This is a genomic window from Kitasatospora sp. P5_F3, assembly GCF_054049135.1.
This window is the reverse complement of the sequence record NZ_JBFUMY010000004.1, coordinates 87,139-107,100: the sequence shown is the minus strand read 5'-3', so window position 1 is coordinate 107,100 and position 19,962 is coordinate 87,139. Positions and strand designations below refer to the sequence as shown.

Sequence of the window (19,962 nt, the reverse complement as noted above, 5' to 3'; positions counted from 1 at the left end):
CTCCGTCCGCGGACGGCTGCTCTCCGCCGTCGTTACCCGTGCTCGACACCGACCGCCTCACCTATGGTGACGAATACTGCCGAAAAGTGACATACCCAACAGAACGCCAGGCTACCCCGGCGAACGGGTCGGCTTTTCTGATTGACCTACCTGGCCCAACCACGCGCGGCTTTGGGCAGGCGCTCGGCATCTACGGTCAGGGGCTCGGGGAACTGCGACGCCGACCTCGCGCATGGTGATCCGCACGTGGGCGGTCAGGCACTTTTGCATGTGACCCCGGCGCCAGATCTCCTCGCAGTTCCCCGAGCCCCTGACCGTAAACGGCTGAGCTCAGTGCAGCAGCGCAGCGACGTGCGGGAGCACCTCACGGTCGTGGGCCAGCCAGTCGACCGTGGTCAGTTCGGTGGGGCCGAGCCAGCGGAGTCGGTCGTGGTCCTGGAGGGGCTGGGGCTCACCGGTGATCAGTTCGGCGGCCCAGATCCGGAGTTCCAGGCCGGGCCGGACCAGCCAGCTGCCGGGCAGGCGGTGCAGTGCGCGGGCCCGTACCCCGAGCTCCTCCAGGAGCTCCCGCTCCAGGGCCTGCTCCTCGGTCTCCCCCGGTTCGGCCTTGCCGCCCGGGAACTCCCAGCTGCCCGCCACCTCGGGCGGGGCGCTGCGCCGGGCGGCCAGCACCCGGCCCTGATGGATGAGTGCGCCGCCCACGACGATCCGGTTCTGCGCGGACTCCACCCAGTACAGCTGCTTGTGCCCCCGGGCCTCGAACTCGGCGGCCAGCGCCTCGGCCTCCGGCCGGGCCAGGTCCTTGGCCACCAGAAAGCGGTTGCCGTTGTCGTCCTGCCGCATCACCCGGTACGTCCCCATGGCCACACCCTAGGGCGGCAGCGGCCCGGCCCGGKGGGGGGCGGGCCGGGCCTGGTGCTCCCCGAAAGCTATGACCGCTCTGCTACCGCCGGGTACGGCCACGGTTAACGGGAGGTAAGCGCTGGACCAGGACAGGACGTCAGCCTGCAACTAGCGGACCCGGGCCAGCACTTCACCGCTCGGCACGGCGAACCAGCCGTCCGGGTCGGCTGCCCAGCGCCGCCAGCCTGCGGCGATCCACTCCAGTTCCCCTTCGGTGGCGAAGCCCCCTGACGCCACGTTCGCGAAGTCCGAGTCGACCACCCGGTCCGCCCAGCTGTCTCCCCACCAGTCGCGCTGCGCGGCGGTGGCGTACGTCCAGTTGGACGAGGAGCACTCGAGCTCCTCGAAGCCGGCCGCCCTGGCCCAGGCCGCCAGCCGGCGCCCGGCGTTCGGCTCGCCCTCGTTCGCCCGGGCCACCTGCTGGTACAGCGCCATCCACGCGGCCAGTTACGGCAGTTCGGGATACCAGGCCATCGCGGCGTAGTCGGCGTCCCGGACCGCGACCACCCCGCCGGGCGCGGTCACCCGGCGCAGCTCGCGCAGCACCAGCACAGGTTCGGCCACGTGCTGCAGCACCTGGTGGGCGTGCACCACGTCGAACTCACCGTCGGCGTACGGCAGTCGGTAGGCGTCGGCACGCTCGAAGGTCACGTTGCCGATCCCCCGCCCCGCCACGTACTCCGCCGCCTGGGCCAGCACCTCGGCCGAGCGGTCCACCGCGACCACCCGCCCGGTCGGGCCGACCAGTTCGGCCAGGTCCGCGGTGATCGTGCCGGGGCCGCAGCCGACGTCCAACAGGGCCTGGCCGGCCCGCAGCTCGGGCAGCAGATAGGCCGCCGAGTTCGCTGCCGTACGGGACCGGTGCGAGCGCAGCACCGACTCCTGGTGGCCGTGGGTGTAGACGGCCTGACGATCGTTCACGGTGGGCTCCCCTCGCTCTGACGACCCGTTCGCCGTCCTTTCGAGCGTACGCCGACGTCTCGCAGGTTGAGAATATCCGTCTCGGATGACAAGACGACTCCTGCGGCACGTCGTCCGGGCGGGCAGAGTTCGCCATAATCAGGCCATGGGAAAGACTTACGAACGGATCGACGGCCGGCTGCGGAAGTTCATCGAGAGTCAGCCGATCTTCTTCACCGCCACCGCCCCGCTGTCCGAGGACGGGCACGTCAACCTCTCCCCCAAGGGCCGGTCCGGCACCCTGGTAGTGCTGGACGAACTCACCCTGGCGTTCCTGGACTTCGGTGGCAGCACCGCCGAGACCCTGGCGCACGTGCGGGAGAACGGCCGGATCACGCTGATGTGGTGCGCCTTCACCGGCCCGCCCACCGTGGTCCGGGTACACGGGCGCGGCGAGCTGGTGTTCCGGGACGACCCGCGCTTCGCCGAGCTGATCGGCCGCTTCGACCCGGCCGCCGACGGCAGCGCGCTGCGCTGCATCGTGCTGGTGCACGCCACCCGGGTGAGCGACTCCTGCGGCTTCGCGGTCCCGCTGATGGAGTACCAGGAGGACCGCACGATGCACGCGGAGTTCTTCGACCGCAAGACCGACGAGGAGTTCGCGGTCTACTGCGAGGGCAAGCCGTACATCCCGGTCAGCGTGGACGGCCTGCCCGCCCTGCCGCTGCCGCTGCCGCCCCGCCCCTGAACGGCAGGCCCCAGCTGTTCAGGGGTCCGGTGGCTGCTCAGCCGATCTCCAGCACCAGGCCGCCGTCGGCGGCCGGGACCACCCTGACCTGCTCCAGGGTGTCCACCTGCACGGTCGGGCCGAAGGCCGCCGCGCGCGGGCCGACGCCCACCACCCGCATGCCGGCCGCCCGGCCCGCCATGATGCCCGCCTCGGAGTCCTCGAAGACCACGCAGTCCGCCGGGTCCACGCCCAGGCCCGCCGCGCCCTTCAGGAAGCCCTCCGGGTCCGGCTTGCTGGCGCCCACCGACTCGGCGGTCACCCGCAGGGCGGGCAGCCGCAGCCCGGCCGCCGTCATCCGGGCCGTGGCCAGTGTCTCGTCCGCCGAGGTGACCAGCGCGTGCGGCAGCCGCTCCAGCGCGGCCAGGAAGACGGCCGCGCCCGGCACCTCCACCACACCGTCCAGGTCGGCGACCTCCTCGGCCAGCATCCGCCGGTTGTCCGCCAGGTTCTGCTCCATCGGGCGCTCCGGCAGCAGGATCGCCATGCTCAGGTGTCCCTGCCGGCCGTGCACCACCCGCATCGCCTCGTCGCCGTCGATACCGTGCTCGGCCGCCCAGCGCCGCCAGCAACGCTCCACCGCCGCCTCGGAGTTCACCAGGGTGCCGTCCATGTCGAGCAGCAGGGCGCGGGCAGGCAGGGTGACAGACATGGGCAGACTCCTCCGAGCGGGGTTTGTCATACCAGGCTACAAAACTCAGCCAAGCAGGTGCGCATTGACCTCGCGGGCCGCCTCCGCCAGCTCGGGCAGCTCGACCACCTCGACGCCCGCCGCGGTGAGCAGCGCCGTCCCCTGACACCCGGTCACGAACAGGTCGGGCTCCCGCCAGGCCAGCACCACCCGGGGCACCCCCGCCGCGATGATCAGCTGCGCGCAGGTGCGCGGCCGGGAGGCCCGCTCCCCGCACGGCTCCAGCGAGCTGTACACGGTGGCGGTCCGCAGCCTCGGGTCACCGGCGGGCAGTTTGGCGAGCGCGGACTCCTCGGCGTGCACCTTCGCGTCGGTCTCCCGGCTGTACCCCTCGCTGAGCAGCTCGCCGTCCGCTCCGACGATCACCGCCCCGACCGAGAAGGCGGTCTCCGAGAACGGGCAGCGCCGGGACAGTTCGACGGCCCGGGCCAGCCAGTCGGCGTCGGTCTTCACGAGGCGGTCTCCTTCAGGGCGTAGCGGAGCAGCACGACGTCACCCACCGTACGGGCCTCCAGCAGCCGCATCCGCCGGGTCGGCCCGCCCGGGAAGTCGGCCGGGCCGACGAACCTCGGCGCGTCCGGCTGCCCGACCAGCAGCGGCGCCACCGCCAGCTGGAGCTCGTCCGCCAGCCCCTCGGCCAGGAACTGGGTGTGCACGCTGCTGCCGCCCTCCACCATCAGCCGCCGCACCCCGCGCGCGCCCAGATCGTCCAGCACCGCGCCCAGCTCGACCCGCTCACCGGTGTCCACCACCTCGGCCAGCCCGGCCAGTTCGGCGGCCAGCCGGTCGCGCGCGGCAGCGCCGGTGTACACGATCCGCTCGCCGCCGGTGTGCCAGAAGTTCAGCTCCCTCGACAGCTCGCCACTGCGACTCAGGGTCACCTTGACGGGGTACTCGGACCGCCCGGCCCTGACCCTTTCGGCCCGCCGGGCAGGCGAGTTGACGAGCAGTCGGGGGTTGTCCCGGCGCAGCGTGTTGCCGCCGACCAGGATCGCGTCGCTGCCCGCCCGCAACTCGTCCACCCGGTCGAAGTCGGCCGGCCCGGAGAGCAGCAGCCGTTCGAGCGAGGCGTCGTCCAGATACCCGTCGATCGACATCGCGGCGCTCAACAGGACGTACGGGCGAGAAACCACGGGGCCGGTCCGTTCTCTAGTGATCCCGCCACCGTACGACAGCTGCCTGCTACGGGATGATCCGACGGCGGCGGAAGTCCTCGAAGATCTCCAGGAACATCGCCCCGGTGTCGACGTACTCGTGGAAGCCGAACCGCCGCGCCTTCGAGCCGTCCGCGAACATGTCGTAGTCCCAGGAGAAGACGAAGTCGCCGAACCCCCAGGAGGAGACCTCCTGGTAGCTGTGCGGCGCCAGGTCGTGCTCGGCGACCATGGCGTCCCACAGGGGTTCCTTGTCGGCCATCACCGTGCCGAGCGCGAGCGGCAGGCCGGGGGCCACGTCCAGCTCGAAGAACCCGGCGATCTTCGGCCAGAGCTCGCTCCAGCGGAACAGGTCGCCGTTGTTGATGTTGAACGCCTGGTTGGCGCACCGCTCGTCGGTCGCCGCCCAGACCGTGGCCCGGGCCAGCAGCCCGGCGTCGGTGACCTCCAGCAGGGCGTCGTACGCACCCGGCTTCCCCGGGAACCGCAGCGGCAGCCCCAACTGCTTGGACATCGCGGCATAGACCGCGATCACCATCGCCAGGTTCATCGGGTTGCCGAGCGCGAAGCCGGTCACCACCGAGGGCCGGATCGCCGACCAGGTCCAGTCCTTGCCGAGCTGCCGGGCCGTCAGGAAGGCCTGCTGGTCGTGCATGAACTCGGGCGGCATGAAGTACGGGTCGCTCTCCCGGGCCGGGGTCTTGAACGGGCCCAGATGCGCGCCGTACACCTTGTACCCCTGCATCAGACTGACGTGCCGCAGCCCGGTCGCGACCGGCTCGACGGCCTCCATCACGTTGGTCAGCATGGCCAGGTTGGGCGGCACCAACTCGGCCCAGGTCGGCCGGTCCTGGTACGCGGCGTAGAAGACGTGGGTGACCTCGGTGAGCCCGGCCAGCTTCGCCTTGGTCTCGACCGGGTCGAGCAGGTCCACGCTCAGGTAGCGCACCCGCTCGGCCGGTTCGCCGCCCCGGCGGGACAGCCCGATCACGTCCCAGTCGCCGGTGGCCACCAGATGGTCGACCAGGTTGCTGCCGATCACGCCGTTCGCTCCGACGACAAGTGCGGTCTTCATGGCCCGACGCTCCCGGTACTGGATGGTGGCTCCGCTCGCTGCGGGTCGGCTTCGATCATCCGCCGAGCCGGACGGATGAGTCCAGGTTCTGTTTCTCCTACCTGTCATAACATCAGCTCATGGTGACCTTGCGGCAGTTGGAGTACCTGGTGGCGATCGTCGACCAGGGCTCGTTCACCCGCGCCGCCGAACTCCTGCACGTCACCCAACCCGCCCTGTCGCACCAGATCCGGGTACTGGAACGGCAGTTGGGCGGCCCCCTGCTGGAACGACTGCCCCGCCTGATCCGCCTCACCCCGGCCGGCCGCGCGATGCTCCCGCACGCCCGCGCCGCCCTCGCCGAATCCCGACGCGCCGAGGAGGCCGCCCGCCGGACCGCGGGCACCGCGAGCGGCGAGGTGGAACTCGCCACCCTCTACGGCTACAGCCTCGGCCTGCTGCCGACCGTCCTGCGGGCCTGGCGGCGGGTCCGCCCCGACATCGGCATCCGCCTGTTCGAGCACCGGCACGCCGACGAACTGCGCGATGCCATGGCCGCCGGCCAGGCCGACCTGGCGCTCGGACCGCCACCGCCCGGCTGGGCAGGGCCCGTCCACCCGATCGGCGAGGAGGAGTTCGTGGTGGTGGTCGCGGCCGACGACCCGGCTGCCACCGGCCCCTTTCGGCTCTCTTCGCTCGCCGACCGCGCCTGGGTGCACTACGCCCCCGGCAACGGCCTCGCCGATCTCCTCGACCAGGCCTGCGCGGCCGCCGGCTTCCAGCCCCGGACCGCGGTCCGCACCGAACAGACGGCCGCCGCTCCCCTCCTCGCCGCCGCCGGCCTCGGCCCCACCCTCGCCGCTGCCCACGTCCTCCCACCCGGCTTCGACGGTCGGCTGCTCCACCCCGACCCACCCATCCGCCGCCCACTCGCCGTCTGGACCCGCACCGACCCCGACCCCCTGACCGCCGCTTTCCGCACCGTCCTCACCCGAGAGGCGACAGCCCACCTCAACTCCGGCCTCCCGACCGAGGCTTGACGGTGCCCCGGAGCCCTCACCCGCCTTCGGTCCCACCCACCACGAGTGCCCGGATCGCGTGGTGGGTGAGGAGCATCGCCCAGACCTCCTGCTCGACCATGGCCGGGGACTTCGAGCGGAGCACCGGGCGGGACCGGCCCTGACGGGCGCCCAGTTCGTCGATCAGGGTGTCGAGGCGCCAGCGCGCGGCGTACAGCCCGGCCAGTTCCGCCGCGGGGGCCCCGGACGGTTCCAGGATCGAGCAGACCAGTCGCCCGGCCCGCAGGCCCGTACATCGGCCGGACCGGTCGAGGGTGGGGAGGGCGCAGTCGACCACCCGCACCGGGACCAGGCGGTCGGCAGCCGTGGAGCCCGCCAGCCGGGAGAGGTAGGAACCGTCGGCGAGGAGCCGCAGGGGCGGCAGGTCCAGGGAGGGCTTCGCCTCCCAGAGCAGATCCGCGCCGCGTCCACGGGCCCAGGTCCACAGGTCGTAGGACAGAGCGCCGCTTGCCGCCACCACGAGCTGCCCCGGCTGCAGCCCGGCGAGCACCTCGCGGGCCGGCTCGGCACCTGCCGGGCCCGGGGCTCCGAGCGCTGCCGCGCGGACCGCGTGGCTGGCGCTCTCGGCGAGGGCCAGCACCTTCACCTGTGGCAGCCCCCGCCCGGCCGACGGGCCGTCGGGGCCGCCGTACGCCTGCCGGTTGTCGGGTGAGTCCGGTACGTCCAGCAGGGCCACGTCGAGTGACATCAGGCGCCACTGCCAGGGGGAGGCGCCGTCCGTCCCGGGCTGGGCGGTCGGTCCTGCCACCTTCTCGAACAGCAGCCGCAGCGGCCCCGGGCCCAACCGCTGCCGAGCCTTGGTGATAGCCGCCGTGGACGGCACCGAGAGCCGCCGGGCCCACCGGTGCTTGCGGGCCAGGCCCGCCAACAGCAGCCGCATCACCTCGCCGTACCCGCTGGCCGGGTAGAGCCACATCGCCAATGTGAAGTACACGACCGTCCGCGCCGTCAGCGCGCGGCTGCGCTGCTCGCTGCGGCCGGCGGCCTCGACGGCCCCGTCCACCAGGACTTCCGGCAGCGCCGAGGTCAGGGCGCAGACGCCGAGGAGGTCCGCTAATCGCTCCCCCGGCAAGGGCGCCAACTGCCCGGTGCGCGCCATGGTTTCGAACCCCCCGCCCGGATGTTCGACCCCGCGATGGATCATTCGCTCTGCATGCCATGCAATCACGGTCATGTGTTCGATGGAAGCTTTCGGAGCGCAAACCATGGAGAACTCGTGAGGGACTCGCGGATGATCCGATCGCGAAGCCCCCTCCCCTCGCGGCCCGGAGAGCGGTGAACAGCCGTTAAGTTAATGGTTTCTGACCTCTTGTCAGGTCGATCGACGCTATCTACCTTCGTGGATCAGGACCTTGGCCCAGCAGACCCACCGGTCTGCACCGGCCGTGACCCGCGCCATCATCGAATGCGCGACGAGACCCGGAGGCGTCACATGCCCACTGCCGTGCTGGAACTCCTGAAGACCGCCGACTTCCGCGACGCGGGACCGCTCGAACTCGACGACGAGGTCATCGTGTTCGAGGACGACGACCGCAGCGACCTCGAGCACACGGCGTGCCTCGCCGACCCGTGGGTGACCGCCACCACCCGCTACGGCTGCGACGACTTCTGACAGTGACCGTGCCCATCGCCGGCCCCAGCGGATGGTCCGACGACGTCTGGTCGTACCTGAACGATCCGCGCATGCCGGCGATGGCGCACGGCTGGAAGTTGCATGTCTCGGCCCGGCCCGGTGACCTGGAGGCCGTGACCGGCCTCGTCCTGCCGGTGCTGCAACGGCACGTCTGCCACGCGAAGTTCGCCAAGGATCCGGAGACCCTGCGCGCGATCAACTCGGGCGTGCCGAGTGCCGGTGCCGTCGGCAAGGCGATCACGGTCTATCCCCTGGCCGGCACCATCGTCGGGATCGCCGAGGAGCTCGTCGCCGTACTCCGCGGCCGGGAGGGTCCGCAGATCGTCAGCGACCGGCGGGTCGATCCGGACGCCCCGGTCTACTACCGGTACGGGCCTTTCACCGGCAGCTACCGGACCGGCCGGAGCGGGCGGCTCGAATCGGTCATGACCGGACCGGACGGCCGGGTCTTCGACGGCCTGGCCACCGGTTCCTACCGCTGTCCACCGTGGGCCGAAGATCCCTTCGCCGACCAATCCGCACGCACCGGGAAACCGGCCTCGCCCGGATTCGGCGGCGGACGCTATCGGGTCACCGCCGGCATCGTGCGCAAACCACAGGGCAACGTCTACCGCGCGGTCGACCTCGCCTCCGGGCAACCGGTGGTGGTCAAACAGGCCCGGGCCTTCGTGGCCGAGGACGAATCCGGCGCGGACACCCGGGACCGGCTGCGAAACGAGCGCGCGGTGCTCGCTGCCCTCGACTCCGTCGCGGACGTGCCCCGGGTGCTGGACTACTTCCGGCACCGGTCCGACGAGTACCTGGTGATGAGCAGTTGCGGCGACCGGGACCTACGCCGGGAGGTCCAGCGGAACGGCCCCTACCGGGACGACGACGCCCGGCCGGGGCGTACGCTCTCCGGCCTCGCCGCCCGACTCCTGCGCGTACTGGACGACGTCCACGGCCAGGACGTGGTCGTCCGCGACCTCAAGCCCGACAACGTGGTTCTCGACCTGGCCGGCCGGTGCCAGGTGATCGACTTCGGCATCAGCACCCTGGGCGGCCTCGGACCGACCGGAGCAACTCCCGGCTACAGCAAGCCGGTTGCCCGCGAGAGCGGACCGGCCGAAGCCGCCGACGACTACTACGCCCTGGGCGCGACCCTGTTCTTCGCCGCCACCGGCATGGACCCGGTGATCGTCGACACCGACGCCGGGATCAACCGGGACCGCACCCTGCTCGGCCTGGCCTGGGCCCTGCCCGGCCCGGAGCACCGGGAGATCGGGGCGGTGATCAGCGACCTGATGAGCTTCGACCCGGCCGTACGGGCCGTCGGCGCCGGCCGCCTGCGCACCGGGACGCCGGTCCGGCGCAGCGCAGCCCGGCCACCGCGACTCGACGATGACCTCCTTCAGGAGATCGTCGAGCACACCACCGCGTTCTGCGTCGCCGAAGCGCGCAGGATCGCGGACCCGGCGCTCGCCGCGCGCGCGAACATCCCGACCCCGATCGACGTCTACGGCGGAAGTTCCGGCCTGGGACTGGAACTTCTGCAGCACACGCACCGGACCGAAGTGCGCGAGGCCGTCGACGCGCTGGCACGGTGGACCGCCGAACAGTCCAGGGCGCTGTCGGCGGGCTTCTACTCGGGGCGCACCGGGGTCGAACTCTTCCTCACCACAGCGGGGTTGGGCGCCCGCTCCGACCTTCCCGCCCTGCCTTCGGAAGGACCGGACGGCGGGCCCCCGGAGGCGGACCAGATCGAGGGCGTCGCAGGCATCGGCCTCGGCCGACTGCTGCTGGCCCGACATGCCTCCGGCGCCGGCGACCATCTCGCCATCGCCGCGCAGTGCTCCCTGATGCTCGTCTCCGGCACCGCCCGGCTGGCACCCACGGGCTCCGGCACGACCGGCAGCGCCGCCCTCCTCGAAGGCTTCGCCCACGGCAAGGCCGGTGTCGCCTACTTCCTGCTCGAATACGGCAGCGCCACGGGGGATCCGGCCGCAGTCGCCCACGCCAGAGCGGCATGCGCCCGCCTCGCCTCCGTCACTCCGGGCATCATCACGGCGGCGACCAGTCCGGGGGCGACCCGCCGCTACGGCTCCTGGTGCCGCGGCCTGGCCGGCCTCGGCACCGTACTCGTCCGGGCCGCCGACCGCCTGGACGAACCGGAGTACCTCACCCTCGCAAAGCGGACCGCCCGCACCTGCGCCGCCCTGGCGCCACGGATGCCGCTGGTCACGCAGTGCTGCGGACTCGCGGGAGTCGGCGAGCTGATGGTGGACGTCGCGCTGGCCTCCCACTCCGCCTCCGAGGAGTTCTGGGACGCCGCCCGCACCGTCGCCGAACTCATCCTGACCCGCAGCGGCGGCACCCGCCCCCGCCCCACCTTCCCCGACGCCGACCTGACCACCTCCTCCGCCACCTGGGCCGGCGGCTCAGCCGGCGTCCTGGCCTTCCTCCGCCGCCTACAGGCCCACGGCGGCCCCCGCCTCGGCCTTCTCGGCTGACCCGCAGTTTCTTGTACGTTGAGCAACCGGACACGAGCCGGTGGTCATCGTCTCGCTGGAGGACTACCAGTCGCTCAAGGAGACCGCCTACCTGCTGAGCAGCCCTGCCAACGCCCGCCGCCTCCTGTCCTCGATCGACGAACTGGAGACCGGCGGCGGGACGGTACGGGAACGAGGGAATCGGTAAGCCGGAACCACTGCCGGCCCGCTCGCTCGCCACGGACCGCACGTTGTGTACACATGGCACACTCTGTACTCTTGGGCGCATGAGTCAGATGCCCATAGAGTCCATCCGCGACGTGCGCGCGCACCTGGCTGAGGTCGTGGAGCGGGCAGAACGGGACGACACGCCCACGGTGATCACGCGCCGAGGGAAGGAAGTCGCCGCCGTGGTGTCGATCGAGGTGCTGCGCAAGTACCAGGAGTGGGAAGAGCGCGAGATCAACCGGATCATTGACGAGCGCATGGCCAACCCGGCGCCCGGCATCCCGATCGAGGACATCATGAGGGAGACGCTGGCACGCAGTGAGTGAGTACCACACGGTCTTCCGGCCCGAGGCGCAGGCCGAGCTTCGGAAGATCCCTCGCGACATGGCGCTGCGCATCCTGGCCAAGCTGACCGAGCTGGAGACCGATCCCCTCGGATTCAAAACCACCGCACTCGTGTCCCAGCCCGAACGTCGCCGCCTGCGAGTCGGTGACTACCGCGTCGTCTACACCATCGACAACGGGGAACTGGTGGTCTGGGTCGTTCACGTCGGACATCGCTCGACCGTTTACGAGACCTGATCGCCACTGATCCCCCGTCAGAATGTCCAGCACGGGGGGCGACGAAGGGGTCGGACTCTCCAGAGTCCGACCCCTTCTGGCCTGCAGACTTGACGAACTACCTAGCGTTCAACAGCAGAGCAATTACACGTTGAAGCGGAACTCCACCACGTCGCCGTCCTGCATGACGTACTCCTTGCCCTCGATCCGGGCCTTGCCCTTGGAGCGGGCGTCGGGGATGGAGCCGCACTCGACCAGGTCGTCGAAGGAGACGATCTCGGCCTTGATGAAGCCCTTCTGGAAGTCGGTGTGGATCACACCGGCCGCCTCGGGGGCGGTCGCGCCCTTCTTGATGGTCCAGGCGCGGACCTCCTTCGGGCCGGCCGTGAGGTAGGTCTGCAGGCCGAGGGTCTCGAAGCCGACCCGGCCGAGGGTGGACATGCCGGTCTCCTCCTGGCCCATGGACTGGAGGAGTTCGAGGGCCTCGTCCTCGTCCATGCCGATCAGCTCGGACTCGATCTTGGCGTTGAGGAAGATCGCCTCGGCGGGGGCGACCAGGGCCCGCTGCTCGGCCTTGAACTCCTCGTTGGTGAGCTCCTCCTCATCCACGTTGAAGACGTAGAGGAAGGGCTTGGTGGTGAGCAGGTGCAGCTCCCGGACCGAGGAGGCGTCGAAGCCGACCTCGAACAGGGTCTTGCCGGACTCCAGGATCTTCTGGGCGGCCTCGGCGGCGGCCAGGGTGGCCGCGCTCTCCTTCTTCAGCCGGGACTCCTTCTGGAGCCGCGGCAGGACCTTCTCGATCGACTGGAGGTCGGCGAGGATCAGCTCGGTGTTGATGGTCTCGATGTCGTCCTTGGGCGAGACCTTGCCGTCCACGTGCACCACGTCGGGGTCGACGAAGGCGCGGATGACCTGGCAGATCGCGTCCGACTCGCGGATGTTCGCCAGGAACTTGTTGCCCAGGCCCTCACCGACCGAGGCGCCGCGAACGATGCCCGCGATGTCGACGAAGTCGACCGTCGCCGGGAGGAGCCGCTGGGAGCCGAAGATCCCGGCCAGCACGGCCAGCCGGGCGTCCGGCACGCCGACGACGCCCACGTTGGGCTCGATGGTGGCGAACGGGTAGTTGGCCGCCAGCACGTCGTTCTTGGTCAGGGCGTTGAACAGGGTCGACTTGCCGACGTTCGGCAGGCCGACGATTCCGATCGTGAGCGACATGTGGCGCAGTCCCGTGGGCTTGGAGGGCGTGGAGCGGCGCGGGTGCCCCGAGCCGATCGCCAAGTCTACGGCCCCGGTCACACCGCGCCGTCGGCTGTGCGGACGAGCGGTCCACTCGGGGGCAAGCGGGCGGAGCCGAACTCCGACCGGCCGTCCCCCGGTTGATCGTTCGCCCCCGGACGTTACGCCGGCTGGGGACACGGAATGAGGCGAACGCGCCATTACACCGTGTGGCGATGATCGGACCGTACGTTGGACGAGTGGAGCAGAGCATCCGTACCCAGCCGCCAGGGCCCAGACGCCGACCGCCAGCCGGCGCCGGCGAGGCCGCCGTACCGGGGCCTGCCATGCCCCCCGACGCCCGGGCAGCGGTACCGAAGCTGCGGCTGCCGCTTCGGCTGCCGCAGCCGCTGCGGTCCCGGACCAAGGCCCGCAGCGGTCCACCGGCCCGGCTGACGGCGGTCGGCACCGGCGTGCTGGCGCTGGCCGCGACGCTGGCGGCGGCAGCGGTGGACCGGCTGCTGTTCGGCGATCTCGGGGTGCTGTTCGGGCTCGGCTACCTGGTGGTCTGCTTCCAACTGGCCGTCCGGGTACGGCTGGCGGATCTGCCGGCCGCGCCGATCAGCGGGCCGATCGCGTTCGCGCTGGCGCTGGTCTGCTTCGCGCCGGGCGCGGCGTCCGGGGTGACCGGTCAGGTGGTGGCGCTGGCCAGCGGTCTTGCCCTGCGGGCGGGCTGGCTGTTCACCGGCACCGGTCTGGCCGTGGTGATCGTGGGTGCACGGTTCCTGGCACAGCGGCGGATCCGGCGCAGCCGGGCCTCCTGAGGAACGGCCTGACGGGACCTCAGCTCTGTGCGGCGGCCATCGCTGCGCCGACGATGCCCGCGTCGTTGCGCAGCAGCGCCGGGACGATCTCGGCCGAGCGCTCCTTGAGCAGCGGCAGGAACTTGTCGTGCTTCCGGCTCACTCCACCGCCGACGATGATCAGCTGCGGCGAGAACAGCATCTCCACCAGGTCCAGGTACTCGTCCACCCGCTCCGCCCACTCGGGCCAGCTCAGCCCGTGCCGCTCACGGGCGGCCGAGGAGGCGCGGCGTTCGGCGTCTTTGCCGCGCAGTTCGAGGTGGCCCAGCTCGGTGTTGGGCACCAGCGCGCCGTCGGTGAACAGGGCGCTGCCGATGCCGGTGCCGAAGGTGAGCATCAGCACCACTCCGCCCCGGCCCTGCCCCGCGCCGTACCGGACCTCGGCCAGGCCGGCCGCGTCGGCGTCGTTGACCACGGTGACGGGCAGGTCCAGGGTCTCCCGGAACAGACCTGCGGCGTCCAGCCCCATCCACTCCTCGGCCACGTTGGCGGCGGTGTGGATCCGGCCGCCGACCACCACGCCGGGGAAGGTCAGCCCGACCGGCCCCCGGTGGTCGAAGTTCGCGACCACCTCACGGACCGCCTCGACCACCGCCGAGGGCGAGGCCGGACGGGGCGTCAGCACCTTGTGCCGCTCCTCGGCCAGGGTGCCCCGCTCGAGATCGACCGGGGCACCCTTGATGCCCGAACCACCGATGTCCACACCGAACACAGCCGTCACCGCGTACCTCCGCTCATCCACAGACCTGTGGACAAACCTACGGTCCGTCAGCCGGAACCGCGCTACAGCTTGCCGGCCGCCTCGGCCCGCAGGTCGCGGCGGAGCTCCTTGGGCAGCGAGAAGATCAGGTGCTCCTCGGCGGTCTTGACCGTCTGCACATCGCCGTAGCCGCGCTCGGCCAGGTAGGCGAGCACGCCCTCGACCAGGATCTCCGGGACGGAGGCGCCGCTGGTCAGGCCGACCGTGGTGACGCCCTCCAGCCAGGACTCGTCGATCTCGTCGGCGAAGTCCACCAGATGGGCGGCCTTGGCGCCGTACTCCAGGCCGACCTCGACCAGGCGGACCGAGTTGGAGGAGTTCTTGGAGCCGACCACGATCAGCAGATCGGTCTCGGGGGCGATCTGCTTGACCACCACCTGGCGGTTCTGGGTGGCGTAGCAGATGTCGTCGCTGGGCGGGCTGACCAGCAGCGGGAAACGCTTCTTCAGCTCGCCGACGGTGGCCATCGTCTCGTCCACCGAGAGCGTGGTCTGGGACAGCCAGACCACCTTGGACTCGTCGCGGACCTGCACGTTGGCGACGTCCTCGGCACCGTCCACCAGGTGGATCCGGTCGGGCGCCTCGCCCATCGTGCCGACGACCTCCTCGTGGCCCTCGTGGCCGACCAGCAGGATGTCGTAGTCCTCCTCGGCGAACCGGACGGCCTCCTTGTGGACCTTGGTGACCAGGGGGCAGGTGGCATCGATGGTGGCGAGCTTGCCGATCTTCGCCTCGTCGTGCACGGACGGGGCGACACCGTGCGCGGAGAAGACCACGATCGAGCCCTCCGGCACCTCCTCCGTCTCGTCGACGAAGATCGCGCCCTGCTTCTCCAGGGTCTGCACCACGAACTTGTTGTGGACGATCTCCTTGCGGACGTAGATCGGGGCCCCGTACTGCTCCAGGGCCTTCTCCACGGCGATGACGGCGCGGTCGACACCCGCGCAGTAGCCCCGGGGGGCGGCGAGCAGGACACGGCGCTGCGCAGAGTTGGACATGGCACCCATGGTACGGGCGGGCCCGGGCCGCGCCGACGGGTACCGGCTACCGGACGCAATGGGACAGAAGTGCTCAAATCTGAGCATGGCTGAGCAGAGTGGAGCCCCGGGCGCCCTGCGCCGAAGCCTGGGCGTACGCGATCTGATGGTCTACGGGCTGCTGTTCATCGCCCCGATGGCACCGGTCGGCGTGTTCGGCGTGCTGGACGCCAAGAGCCACGGCGCGGTCGCGGCGGTCTATCTGGCCGCCACCGTCGCGATGGGGTTCACCGCCTACAGCTACGCCCAGATGGTGCGGGCGGTGCCGCAGACCGGGTCGGTCTTCGCGTACGCCCGGGCCGGGCTCGGCGAGAGCTGGGGGTTCGTGGCCGGCTGGATGGTGATGCTCGACTACCTGCTGATCCCGGCGGTGGCGTACCTGTTCTCCGGGATCGCGCTCAACTCGCTGGTCCCGGACGTCTCCCGCTGGGTCTGGACGCTGCTGGCGGTGCTGGTGACCACCGCGCTCAACCTGACCGGGGTCAGGACGGCAGCGGCGGTCGGCTTCGCGGTGCTGGCGCTGGAGATCGTGGTGCTGGCGGTCTTCGTGGTCTCGGCCGTGGTGGTGCTGGTCAGGGACGGCGCCGAGCGGGGCTGGCTCTCACCGCTGACCGGGGTCGGCGGCTTCTCGATGACCGCCGTGGTCTCGGCGGTCTCGGTGGCGGTGCTCTCCTACCTGGGCTTCGACGCGATCGCCTCGTTCGTCGAGGAGGCGGTCGGCGCCTCGGCGGCGGTGGCCAAGGCGGTGCTCTGGTGCCTGGCGCTGGCCGGGGTGCTGTTCGTGACCCAGACCTACCTGGCCGCGCTGCTCACGCCGGTGACGCCGCAACAGCTGGCGGCCGACCCGGCCGCGCAGGGGTCGGCCTTCTACGACACCGTGGACGCCTCGATCGGGCACTGGCTGCAGACCCTGGTGGCGGTCAGCAAGGCGATCGGCGCCGCCTTCGCCGCCCTGGCCGGGCAGGCGGCGGCCGGGCGGCTGCTGTTCGCGATGGCCCGAGAGGGACGGCTGCCCCGGGCGCTGTCGGCAGTGGACGCCCGGACGGCGGTGCCCCGGCGGGCGCTGCTGACCGCCGCCCTGGTCACCCTGGTGGCGGCGGTCTGGGCGGCCGGCCGGGACGACGGGCTCGACCAGCTGACCTCGGTGGTGAACGTCGGCGCGCTGTTCGCGTTCGAGCTGCTGCACGCCTCGGTGATCGGCTGGTACACCGTCAAGGGCGACTCCCGGGACTGGATCCGGCACCTGCTGATCCCGCTGCTGGGCATGGCGGTGATCGCCTGGGTGCTGATCGAGGCCTCCCCCACCGCCCAGTGGGTCGGCGCGAGCTGGCTGGCCGTCGGACTGCTGGTGCTGGTGGTGCAGAGCCCGGCCGTCGGGCGCGGGCGCTGACCCTTCGTCACCTGCGGCCCGCACCACTCCCGGCCGGGCGTCACTTGCGGCCCGCACTCCAGTTCAGGCCCCAGCCGTACGCCTCGTCGATCTGCTGGTGGTTCGACCGGCCCTCGACCGCCTGGAAGTACCGGCCCTGGCGGTTCACCACCAGCCCGTCGCCTTCGTTCTCCAGCAGTGCGACCACGCAGCTGGTGGCCGGGAAGTCGCAGCCGTCCAGCGGCAGTTCGACCGGTGCACCGGTGGCGGGGTAGAGGGTGGCCAGGCCGTTCAGGCCGGTCAGCGGCTGGTTGTCGAAGGCGAACGCGAAGACCACCAGACGCTGGATCAGGTCGGCGTGGTCCAGGTTGATCCAGAGGTCCTCGCCGGTGGTCACCGCGCCGGTCCGGTCGTCGTTGGCCAGCTGGATGAACGGCGGCTCGTACAACCCGCCGAACCGCTGCCCGATCGCCTGCACGATCCCGGAGCTGCCGTCCCGGAGCTGCCAGAGGCAGGCCAGGTCCAGGTCCCGGCCGGCCATCGGGGACGGGCCCGCCGCCCGCATCCGCTTCGCCAGCCAGCCTGCGGCACCGCCGCCGCTGGTCTGCTGCTTCTGCGGCGCACCGGCGGCCGCGGCCCAGTTGAGGTTGACCCGGAGCAGGCCGCCGACCGCACCGTGCTTGCGCAGCGACAGGCGGGGGGCCTCCTTGGTCAGCGTGATCTTGGTGAAGCTGGGCGGCGCCGCCACGGGTGCGGCCGCCGGGGCGGTCACGGGCATCGGCGGAGCGGCGTACGGCGCGGGCGGCGCGACCGGCGGGGCAGGAGCGGGAGCAGCAGCCGGGGTGGTCACCGGAGCCGGAGCGGGCTCCGAGTCGACCTGGATGCCGTAGTCGGTGGCCAGCCCGGCCAGCCCGGAGGCGTACCCCTGGCCCACCGCGCGGAACTTCCAGCCCTCGCCGCGCCGGTACAGCTCGCCGAGCACGAAGGCCGTCTCGGTGTCCGCCCCGGTGTCCTCGAACCGGACCAGCTCCGTCCCGGAGGCCGCGTCCAGCACCCGCAGGTACAGCCCGGGCAGCGCGCCGAACCGGCCGCCGTCGCTGGAGGCGGCCAGCACCACCGTCTCCACCGCCGGGTCGAGCCCGGCCAGCCGGACGGTCAGGGTGTCCACCACCGAGCCCGGGGCGGACCGCTTCCCGGTGTGCCGGACGGCCCCGGAGGCGTCCTGCGGCTGGTTGTAGAAGACGAAGTCCGCGTCGGACCTGACCCGGCCGCCCGCCAGCAACAGCGCGGACGCGTCGGCGTCCGGCACGCCGGGGCCGGTCGACCAGCCCAGCTCGACCAGCACCTCGGCCGCCGCCACCGGCACGTTCGCACCCTTGGAAATCACCATCAGCCCGCCGCTCCCCGAAGTTGACGCCTGCTCGGCCTCCACCCTAGAGCCGAAGGGGCGCACAGGCGGCGCGCGGCATCGAAGGAGTGCGTCGGTGCAGAGGGTTAGCCTCGTCGGTATGGCCAACAGCAGCTCTCCCGAGGCGCCGATCCCGGTCGGCAAGGTTTCCGCGCTCATCGGCGGCTGGGTGGACCGGCTCGGGGCGGTCTGGGTAGAGGGGCAGATCACCCAGATCAGTCGGCGCCCGGGGGCGGGCGTGGTGTTTCTGACGCTGCGTGACCCGGACCGGGACGTCTCACTGACCGTCACCTGCTTCCGGCAGGTCTTCGACCAGGTCGCCGAGGACGTCCAGGAAGGCTCCCGGGTGCTGGTCTTCGCCAGACCCGAGTGGTACGTCGCCCGGGGCACCCTCTCGCTGCGGGCCACCGAGATCCGGCTGGTCGGCCTGGGCGAGCTGCTCGCCCGGCTGGAGCACCTGAAGCGAAAGCTGGCCGCCGAGGGCCTGTTCGCCGCCGAGCGCAAGCAGCGGCTGCCGTTCCTGCCGCACTGCGTCGGCCTGGTCACCGGCCGGGGCTCGGCCGCCGAGCGCGACGTACTGGAGAACGCGCGGCGCCGCTGGCCCGCCGTCCGCTTCGAGATCCGGAACGTCCCGGTGCAGGGCAACGCCGCCGTGGCCCAGGTGACCGCCGCCGTACGGGAGTTGGACGAGCACCCCGAGGTGGACGTGATCATCGTGGCCCGCGGCGGCGGCAGCGTGGAGGACCTGCTGCCGTTCTCGGACGAGGGCCTGCTCCGGGCGGTGGCCGCCGCCCGTACGCCGGTGGTCAGCGCGATCGGGCACGAGCCGGACCAGCCGCTGTTGGACTTCGTCGCCGACCTGCGGGCCTCCACCCCGACCGACGCCGCCAAGCGGGTGGTGCCGGACGTGAACGAGGAGCTGAGTCGGGTGCACCAGCTCAGGGACCGGGCCAGGCGGCACATCACCCACCGGGTGGAGCGTGAGCAGGCGGGCCTGGCCGGTCTGCTCAGCCGTCCGGTGCTGGCCGCCCCGCACCGGCTGGTGGACGGCCCGGCCGAGCAGGTCGCGGCCCTCCTGGAGCGCTCCCGGCGGGTCCTCGGCCACCGGCTGGACGCCGCCGAGTCCGACCTCGGCCACACCCTGGCCCGGGTGGTCGCACTCTCCCCGCTGGCCACCCTGCAACGCGGCTACGCGGTGCTCCAGCACGCCGACGGCCGGGTGGTCAGCGATCCGGCCGACCTGACACCCGGCGAGCTGCTGCACGCCCGGGTCGCCGAGGGCGCCTTCGAGGTCACGGCCCGTCAGGACTGAAGCAGCCGCTGGCGGGAGAGTGGTACGGAGTGCTCGTGGAAGCCGAGGCTGCGGTACAGCGCTTCGCCGCCCTCGGTGGCGTGCAGGTCGATCCTGGTGACCCGGCGGGCGTCGAACCAGGCCAGCAGGGCCTCGGTACAGGCCCGGGCGTAGCCCCGGCGGCGGTGGCCGGGGGCGGTGCAGATGTTGAAGACGAAGCCGAACAGGCCGTCGGGGTGCCCGGGTGCGGGCAGCCGTCGCTCCAGGGTGCCGACCGCGCAGGCGGCCAGCCGGCCGGGCAGGTCCGGGTCGTCGACCACGAAGGCGGGCATGGTGCGCCGGTCGTCCGGGCCGGCCAGCCGCTCGCGCAGCACCTGCTCGGCGGCCGGTTGCCAGCCGCCCGGGTCCGGCTTCCCCGACATCGCTTCGAACATCAGGCCGCGCAGCCGGACCAGCTCGGCGGCGTCCTCGGGGGTGGCGGGTCTCACCTGGGGCGTCATGGCGCCGAGGGTAGCCAGCGACGGCACCGGGACACACCCGAATTGTCCGCCGCAACGC

19 protein-coding genes and 2 pseudogenes are annotated in these 19,962 nt (G+C 71.7%); 10 read left to right on the top strand and 11 right to left on the bottom strand.

What is annotated here, in order from left to right; genetic code table 11:
- Positions 1-330 precede the first annotated feature (330 nt).
- Together ACXJMZ_RS03010 and ACXJMZ_RS03005 are read right to left on the bottom strand one after the other, a co-directional pair.
- Positions 331-708, bottom strand: a complete 378-nt coding sequence (locus tag ACXJMZ_RS03010) for an NUDIX domain-containing protein (RefSeq protein ID WP_457028446.1) — start codon at positions 706-708, stop codon at positions 331-333.
- Positions 709-1,011: 303 nt separating this feature from the next.
- Positions 1,012-1,824: pseudogene (locus tag ACXJMZ_RS03005) on the bottom strand (methyltransferase domain-containing protein).
- A gap of 145 nt (positions 1,825-1,969) precedes the next feature.
- Between ACXJMZ_RS03005 and ACXJMZ_RS03000 the strand changes: the two are divergent.
- Positions 1,970-2,551 carry a pyridoxamine 5'-phosphate oxidase family protein gene (locus ACXJMZ_RS03000; RefSeq protein ID WP_457028393.1) on the top strand — a complete coding sequence of 194 codons (582 nt, stop codon included), beginning with the start codon at positions 1,970-1,972 and terminating at the stop codon, positions 2,549-2,551.
- Between the two features lie 37 nt (positions 2,552-2,588).
- Here ACXJMZ_RS03000 and ACXJMZ_RS02995 read toward each other — a convergent pair whose 3' ends face one another.
- From ACXJMZ_RS02995 to ACXJMZ_RS02985, 3 genes and pseudogenes are all read right to left on the bottom strand, one after another.
- A complete protein-coding gene (locus tag ACXJMZ_RS02995) occupies positions 2,589-3,242 on the bottom strand; it encodes an HAD-IA family hydrolase (RefSeq protein ID WP_457028392.1) in 654 nt (217 codons plus the stop codon).
- A gap of 45 nt (positions 3,243-3,287) precedes the next feature.
- Positions 3,288-4,378, bottom strand: a pseudogene (locus tag ACXJMZ_RS02990) (dihydrofolate reductase family protein).
- Between the two features lie 85 nt (positions 4,379-4,463).
- A complete protein-coding gene (locus tag ACXJMZ_RS02985; protein WP_457028391.1) occupies positions 4,464-5,510 on the bottom strand; it encodes an SDR family oxidoreductase in 1,047 nt (348 codons plus the stop codon).
- Positions 5,511-5,629: 119 nt separating this feature from the next.
- Between ACXJMZ_RS02985 and ACXJMZ_RS02980 the strand changes: the two genes are divergently transcribed.
- Complete coding sequence (locus ACXJMZ_RS02980; RefSeq protein ID WP_457028390.1) at positions 5,630-6,529, top strand: LysR family transcriptional regulator; 900 nt, start codon at positions 5,630-5,632, stop codon at positions 6,527-6,529.
- A 16-nt stretch (positions 6,530-6,545) separates the two neighbouring features.
- Here ACXJMZ_RS02980 and ACXJMZ_RS02975 read toward each other — a convergent pair whose 3' ends face one another.
- On the bottom strand, positions 6,546-7,667 hold the full coding sequence (locus ACXJMZ_RS02975) for a transposase domain-containing protein (RefSeq protein WP_457028389.1): 1,122 nt from the start codon (positions 7,665-7,667) through the stop codon (positions 6,546-6,548).
- A gap of 333 nt (positions 7,668-8,000) precedes the next feature.
- On the opposite strand from ACXJMZ_RS02975, the gene ACXJMZ_RS02970 reads away from it, so the two are divergent.
- The 5 genes from ACXJMZ_RS02970 (at position 8,001) to ACXJMZ_RS02950 (ending at position 11,479) form a co-directional block, all read left to right on the top strand.
- Positions 8,001-8,180 (top strand): SflA family class IV lanthipeptide, encoded by a 180-nt coding sequence (locus ACXJMZ_RS02970; protein ID WP_057227219.1) that lies wholly within the window; start codon positions 8,001-8,003, stop codon positions 8,178-8,180.
- A gap of 2 nt (positions 8,181-8,182) precedes the next feature.
- Positions 8,183-10,690 (top strand): class IV lanthionine synthetase LanL, encoded by a 2,508-nt coding sequence (gene lanL, locus ACXJMZ_RS02965; RefSeq protein WP_457028388.1) that lies wholly within the window; start codon positions 8,183-8,185, stop codon positions 10,688-10,690.
- A 40-nt stretch (positions 10,691-10,730) separates the two neighbouring features.
- Positions 10,731-10,877, top strand: coding sequence for a type II toxin-antitoxin system Phd/YefM family antitoxin (locus ACXJMZ_RS02960; RefSeq protein WP_457028387.1), 147 nt, complete (start codon positions 10,731-10,733; stop codon positions 10,875-10,877).
- Positions 10,878-10,956: 79 nt separating this feature from the next.
- Positions 10,957-11,223, top strand: a complete 267-nt coding sequence (locus tag ACXJMZ_RS02955) for a type II toxin-antitoxin system Phd/YefM family antitoxin (protein WP_457028386.1) — start codon at positions 10,957-10,959, stop codon at positions 11,221-11,223.
- Entirely contained in the window at positions 11,216-11,479 is a 264-nt protein-coding gene (locus tag ACXJMZ_RS02950) for a type II toxin-antitoxin system RelE family toxin (RefSeq protein ID WP_457028385.1), read from the top strand. Before ACXJMZ_RS02955 ends, ACXJMZ_RS02950 begins: the two co-directional genes overlap by 8 nt.
- A 123-nt stretch (positions 11,480-11,602) precedes the next feature.
- On the opposite strand, the gene ychF is transcribed toward ACXJMZ_RS02950, so the two are convergent.
- A complete protein-coding gene (gene ychF / locus ACXJMZ_RS02945) occupies positions 11,603-12,676 on the bottom strand; it encodes a redox-regulated ATPase YchF (protein WP_057227227.1) in 1,074 nt (357 codons plus the stop codon).
- A 347-nt stretch (positions 12,677-13,023) separates the two neighbouring features.
- Here ychF and ACXJMZ_RS02940 point away from each other — a divergent pair, with 347 nt between their 5' ends.
- Positions 13,024-13,500 carry a DUF6542 domain-containing protein gene (locus ACXJMZ_RS02940; RefSeq protein WP_457028384.1) on the top strand — a complete coding sequence of 159 codons (477 nt, stop codon included), beginning with the start codon at positions 13,024-13,026 and terminating at the stop codon, positions 13,498-13,500.
- A 19-nt stretch (positions 13,501-13,519) separates the two neighbouring features.
- On the opposite strand, the gene ppgK is transcribed toward ACXJMZ_RS02940, so the two are convergent.
- Complete coding sequence (ppgK, locus tag ACXJMZ_RS02935) at positions 13,520-14,260, bottom strand: polyphosphate--glucose phosphotransferase (protein ID WP_457028383.1); 741 nt, start codon at positions 14,258-14,260, stop codon at positions 13,520-13,522.
- A 62-nt stretch (positions 14,261-14,322) separates the two neighbouring features.
- Entirely contained in the window at positions 14,323-15,297 is a 975-nt protein-coding gene (locus ACXJMZ_RS02930) for a 4-hydroxy-3-methylbut-2-enyl diphosphate reductase (protein WP_457028382.1), read from the bottom strand.
- A gap of 85 nt (positions 15,298-15,382) precedes the next feature.
- On the opposite strand from ACXJMZ_RS02930, the gene ACXJMZ_RS02925 reads away from it, so the two are divergent.
- Positions 15,383-16,726, top strand: coding sequence for an APC family permease (locus ACXJMZ_RS02925; protein ID WP_457028381.1), 1,344 nt, complete (start codon positions 15,383-15,385; stop codon positions 16,724-16,726).
- A gap of 40 nt (positions 16,727-16,766) precedes the next feature.
- Here ACXJMZ_RS02925 and ACXJMZ_RS02920 read toward each other — a convergent pair whose 3' ends face one another.
- A complete protein-coding gene (locus ACXJMZ_RS02920; RefSeq protein WP_457028380.1) occupies positions 16,767-18,095 on the bottom strand; it encodes a TerD family protein in 1,329 nt (442 codons plus the stop codon).
- 118 nt (positions 18,096-18,213) lie between these two features.
- Here ACXJMZ_RS02920 and xseA point away from each other — a divergent pair, with 118 nt between their 5' ends.
- On the top strand, positions 18,214-19,425 hold the full coding sequence (gene xseA, locus ACXJMZ_RS02915; protein ID WP_457028379.1) for an exodeoxyribonuclease VII large subunit: 1,212 nt from the start codon (positions 18,214-18,216) through the stop codon (positions 19,423-19,425).
- Here the strand turns inward: xseA and ACXJMZ_RS02910 are convergent.
- Positions 19,416-19,904, bottom strand: a complete 489-nt coding sequence (locus tag ACXJMZ_RS02910; protein ID WP_457028378.1) for a GNAT family N-acetyltransferase — start codon at positions 19,902-19,904, stop codon at positions 19,416-19,418. The genes xseA and ACXJMZ_RS02910 overlap by 10 nt on opposite strands.
- Between the last annotated feature and the right edge of the window lie 58 nt (positions 19,905-19,962).

Bases quoted from the DNA above. Each gene is read 5' to 3' on its own strand.
- ACXJMZ_RS02925 (WP_457028381.1), top strand. From the start codon at position 15,383: ATGGCTGAGCAGAGTGGAGCCCCGGGCGCCCTGCGCCGAAGCCTGGGC.
- ACXJMZ_RS02995 (WP_457028392.1), bottom strand. From the start codon at position 3,242: ATGTCTGTCACCCTGCCTGCCCGCGCCCTGCTGCTCGACATGGACGGC.
- ACXJMZ_RS02910 (WP_457028378.1), bottom strand. From the start codon at position 19,904: ATGACGCCCCAGGTGAGACCCGCCACCCCCGAGGACGCCGCCGAGCTG.
- ACXJMZ_RS02975 (WP_457028389.1), bottom strand. From the start codon at position 7,667: ATGGCGCGCACCGGGCAGTTGGCGCCCTTGCCGGGGGAGCGATTAGCG.
- ACXJMZ_RS02930 (WP_457028382.1), bottom strand. From the start codon at position 15,297: ATGTCCAACTCTGCGCAGCGCCGTGTCCTGCTCGCCGCCCCCCGGGGC.
- xseA (WP_457028379.1), top strand. From the start codon at position 18,214: ATGGCCAACAGCAGCTCTCCCGAGGCGCCGATCCCGGTCGGCAAGGTT.
- ACXJMZ_RS02980 (WP_457028390.1), top strand. From the start codon at position 5,630: ATGGTGACCTTGCGGCAGTTGGAGTACCTGGTGGCGATCGTCGACCAG.
- ychF (WP_057227227.1), bottom strand. From the start codon at position 12,676: ATGTCGCTCACGATCGGAATCGTCGGCCTGCCGAACGTCGGCAAGTCG.
- ACXJMZ_RS02920 (WP_457028380.1), bottom strand. From the start codon at position 18,095: ATGGTGATTTCCAAGGGTGCGAACGTGCCGGTGGCGGCGGCCGAGGTG.
- ACXJMZ_RS02985 (WP_457028391.1), bottom strand. From the start codon at position 5,510: ATGAAGACCGCACTTGTCGTCGGAGCGAACGGCGTGATCGGCAGCAAC.
- ACXJMZ_RS02955 (WP_457028386.1), top strand. From the start codon at position 10,957: ATGAGTCAGATGCCCATAGAGTCCATCCGCGACGTGCGCGCGCACCTG.
- ACXJMZ_RS02970 (WP_057227219.1), top strand. From the start codon at position 8,001: ATGCCCACTGCCGTGCTGGAACTCCTGAAGACCGCCGACTTCCGCGAC.
- ACXJMZ_RS03000 (WP_457028393.1), top strand. From the start codon at position 1,970: ATGGGAAAGACTTACGAACGGATCGACGGCCGGCTGCGGAAGTTCATC.
- ACXJMZ_RS02940 (WP_457028384.1), top strand. From the start codon at position 13,024: ATGCCCCCCGACGCCCGGGCAGCGGTACCGAAGCTGCGGCTGCCGCTT.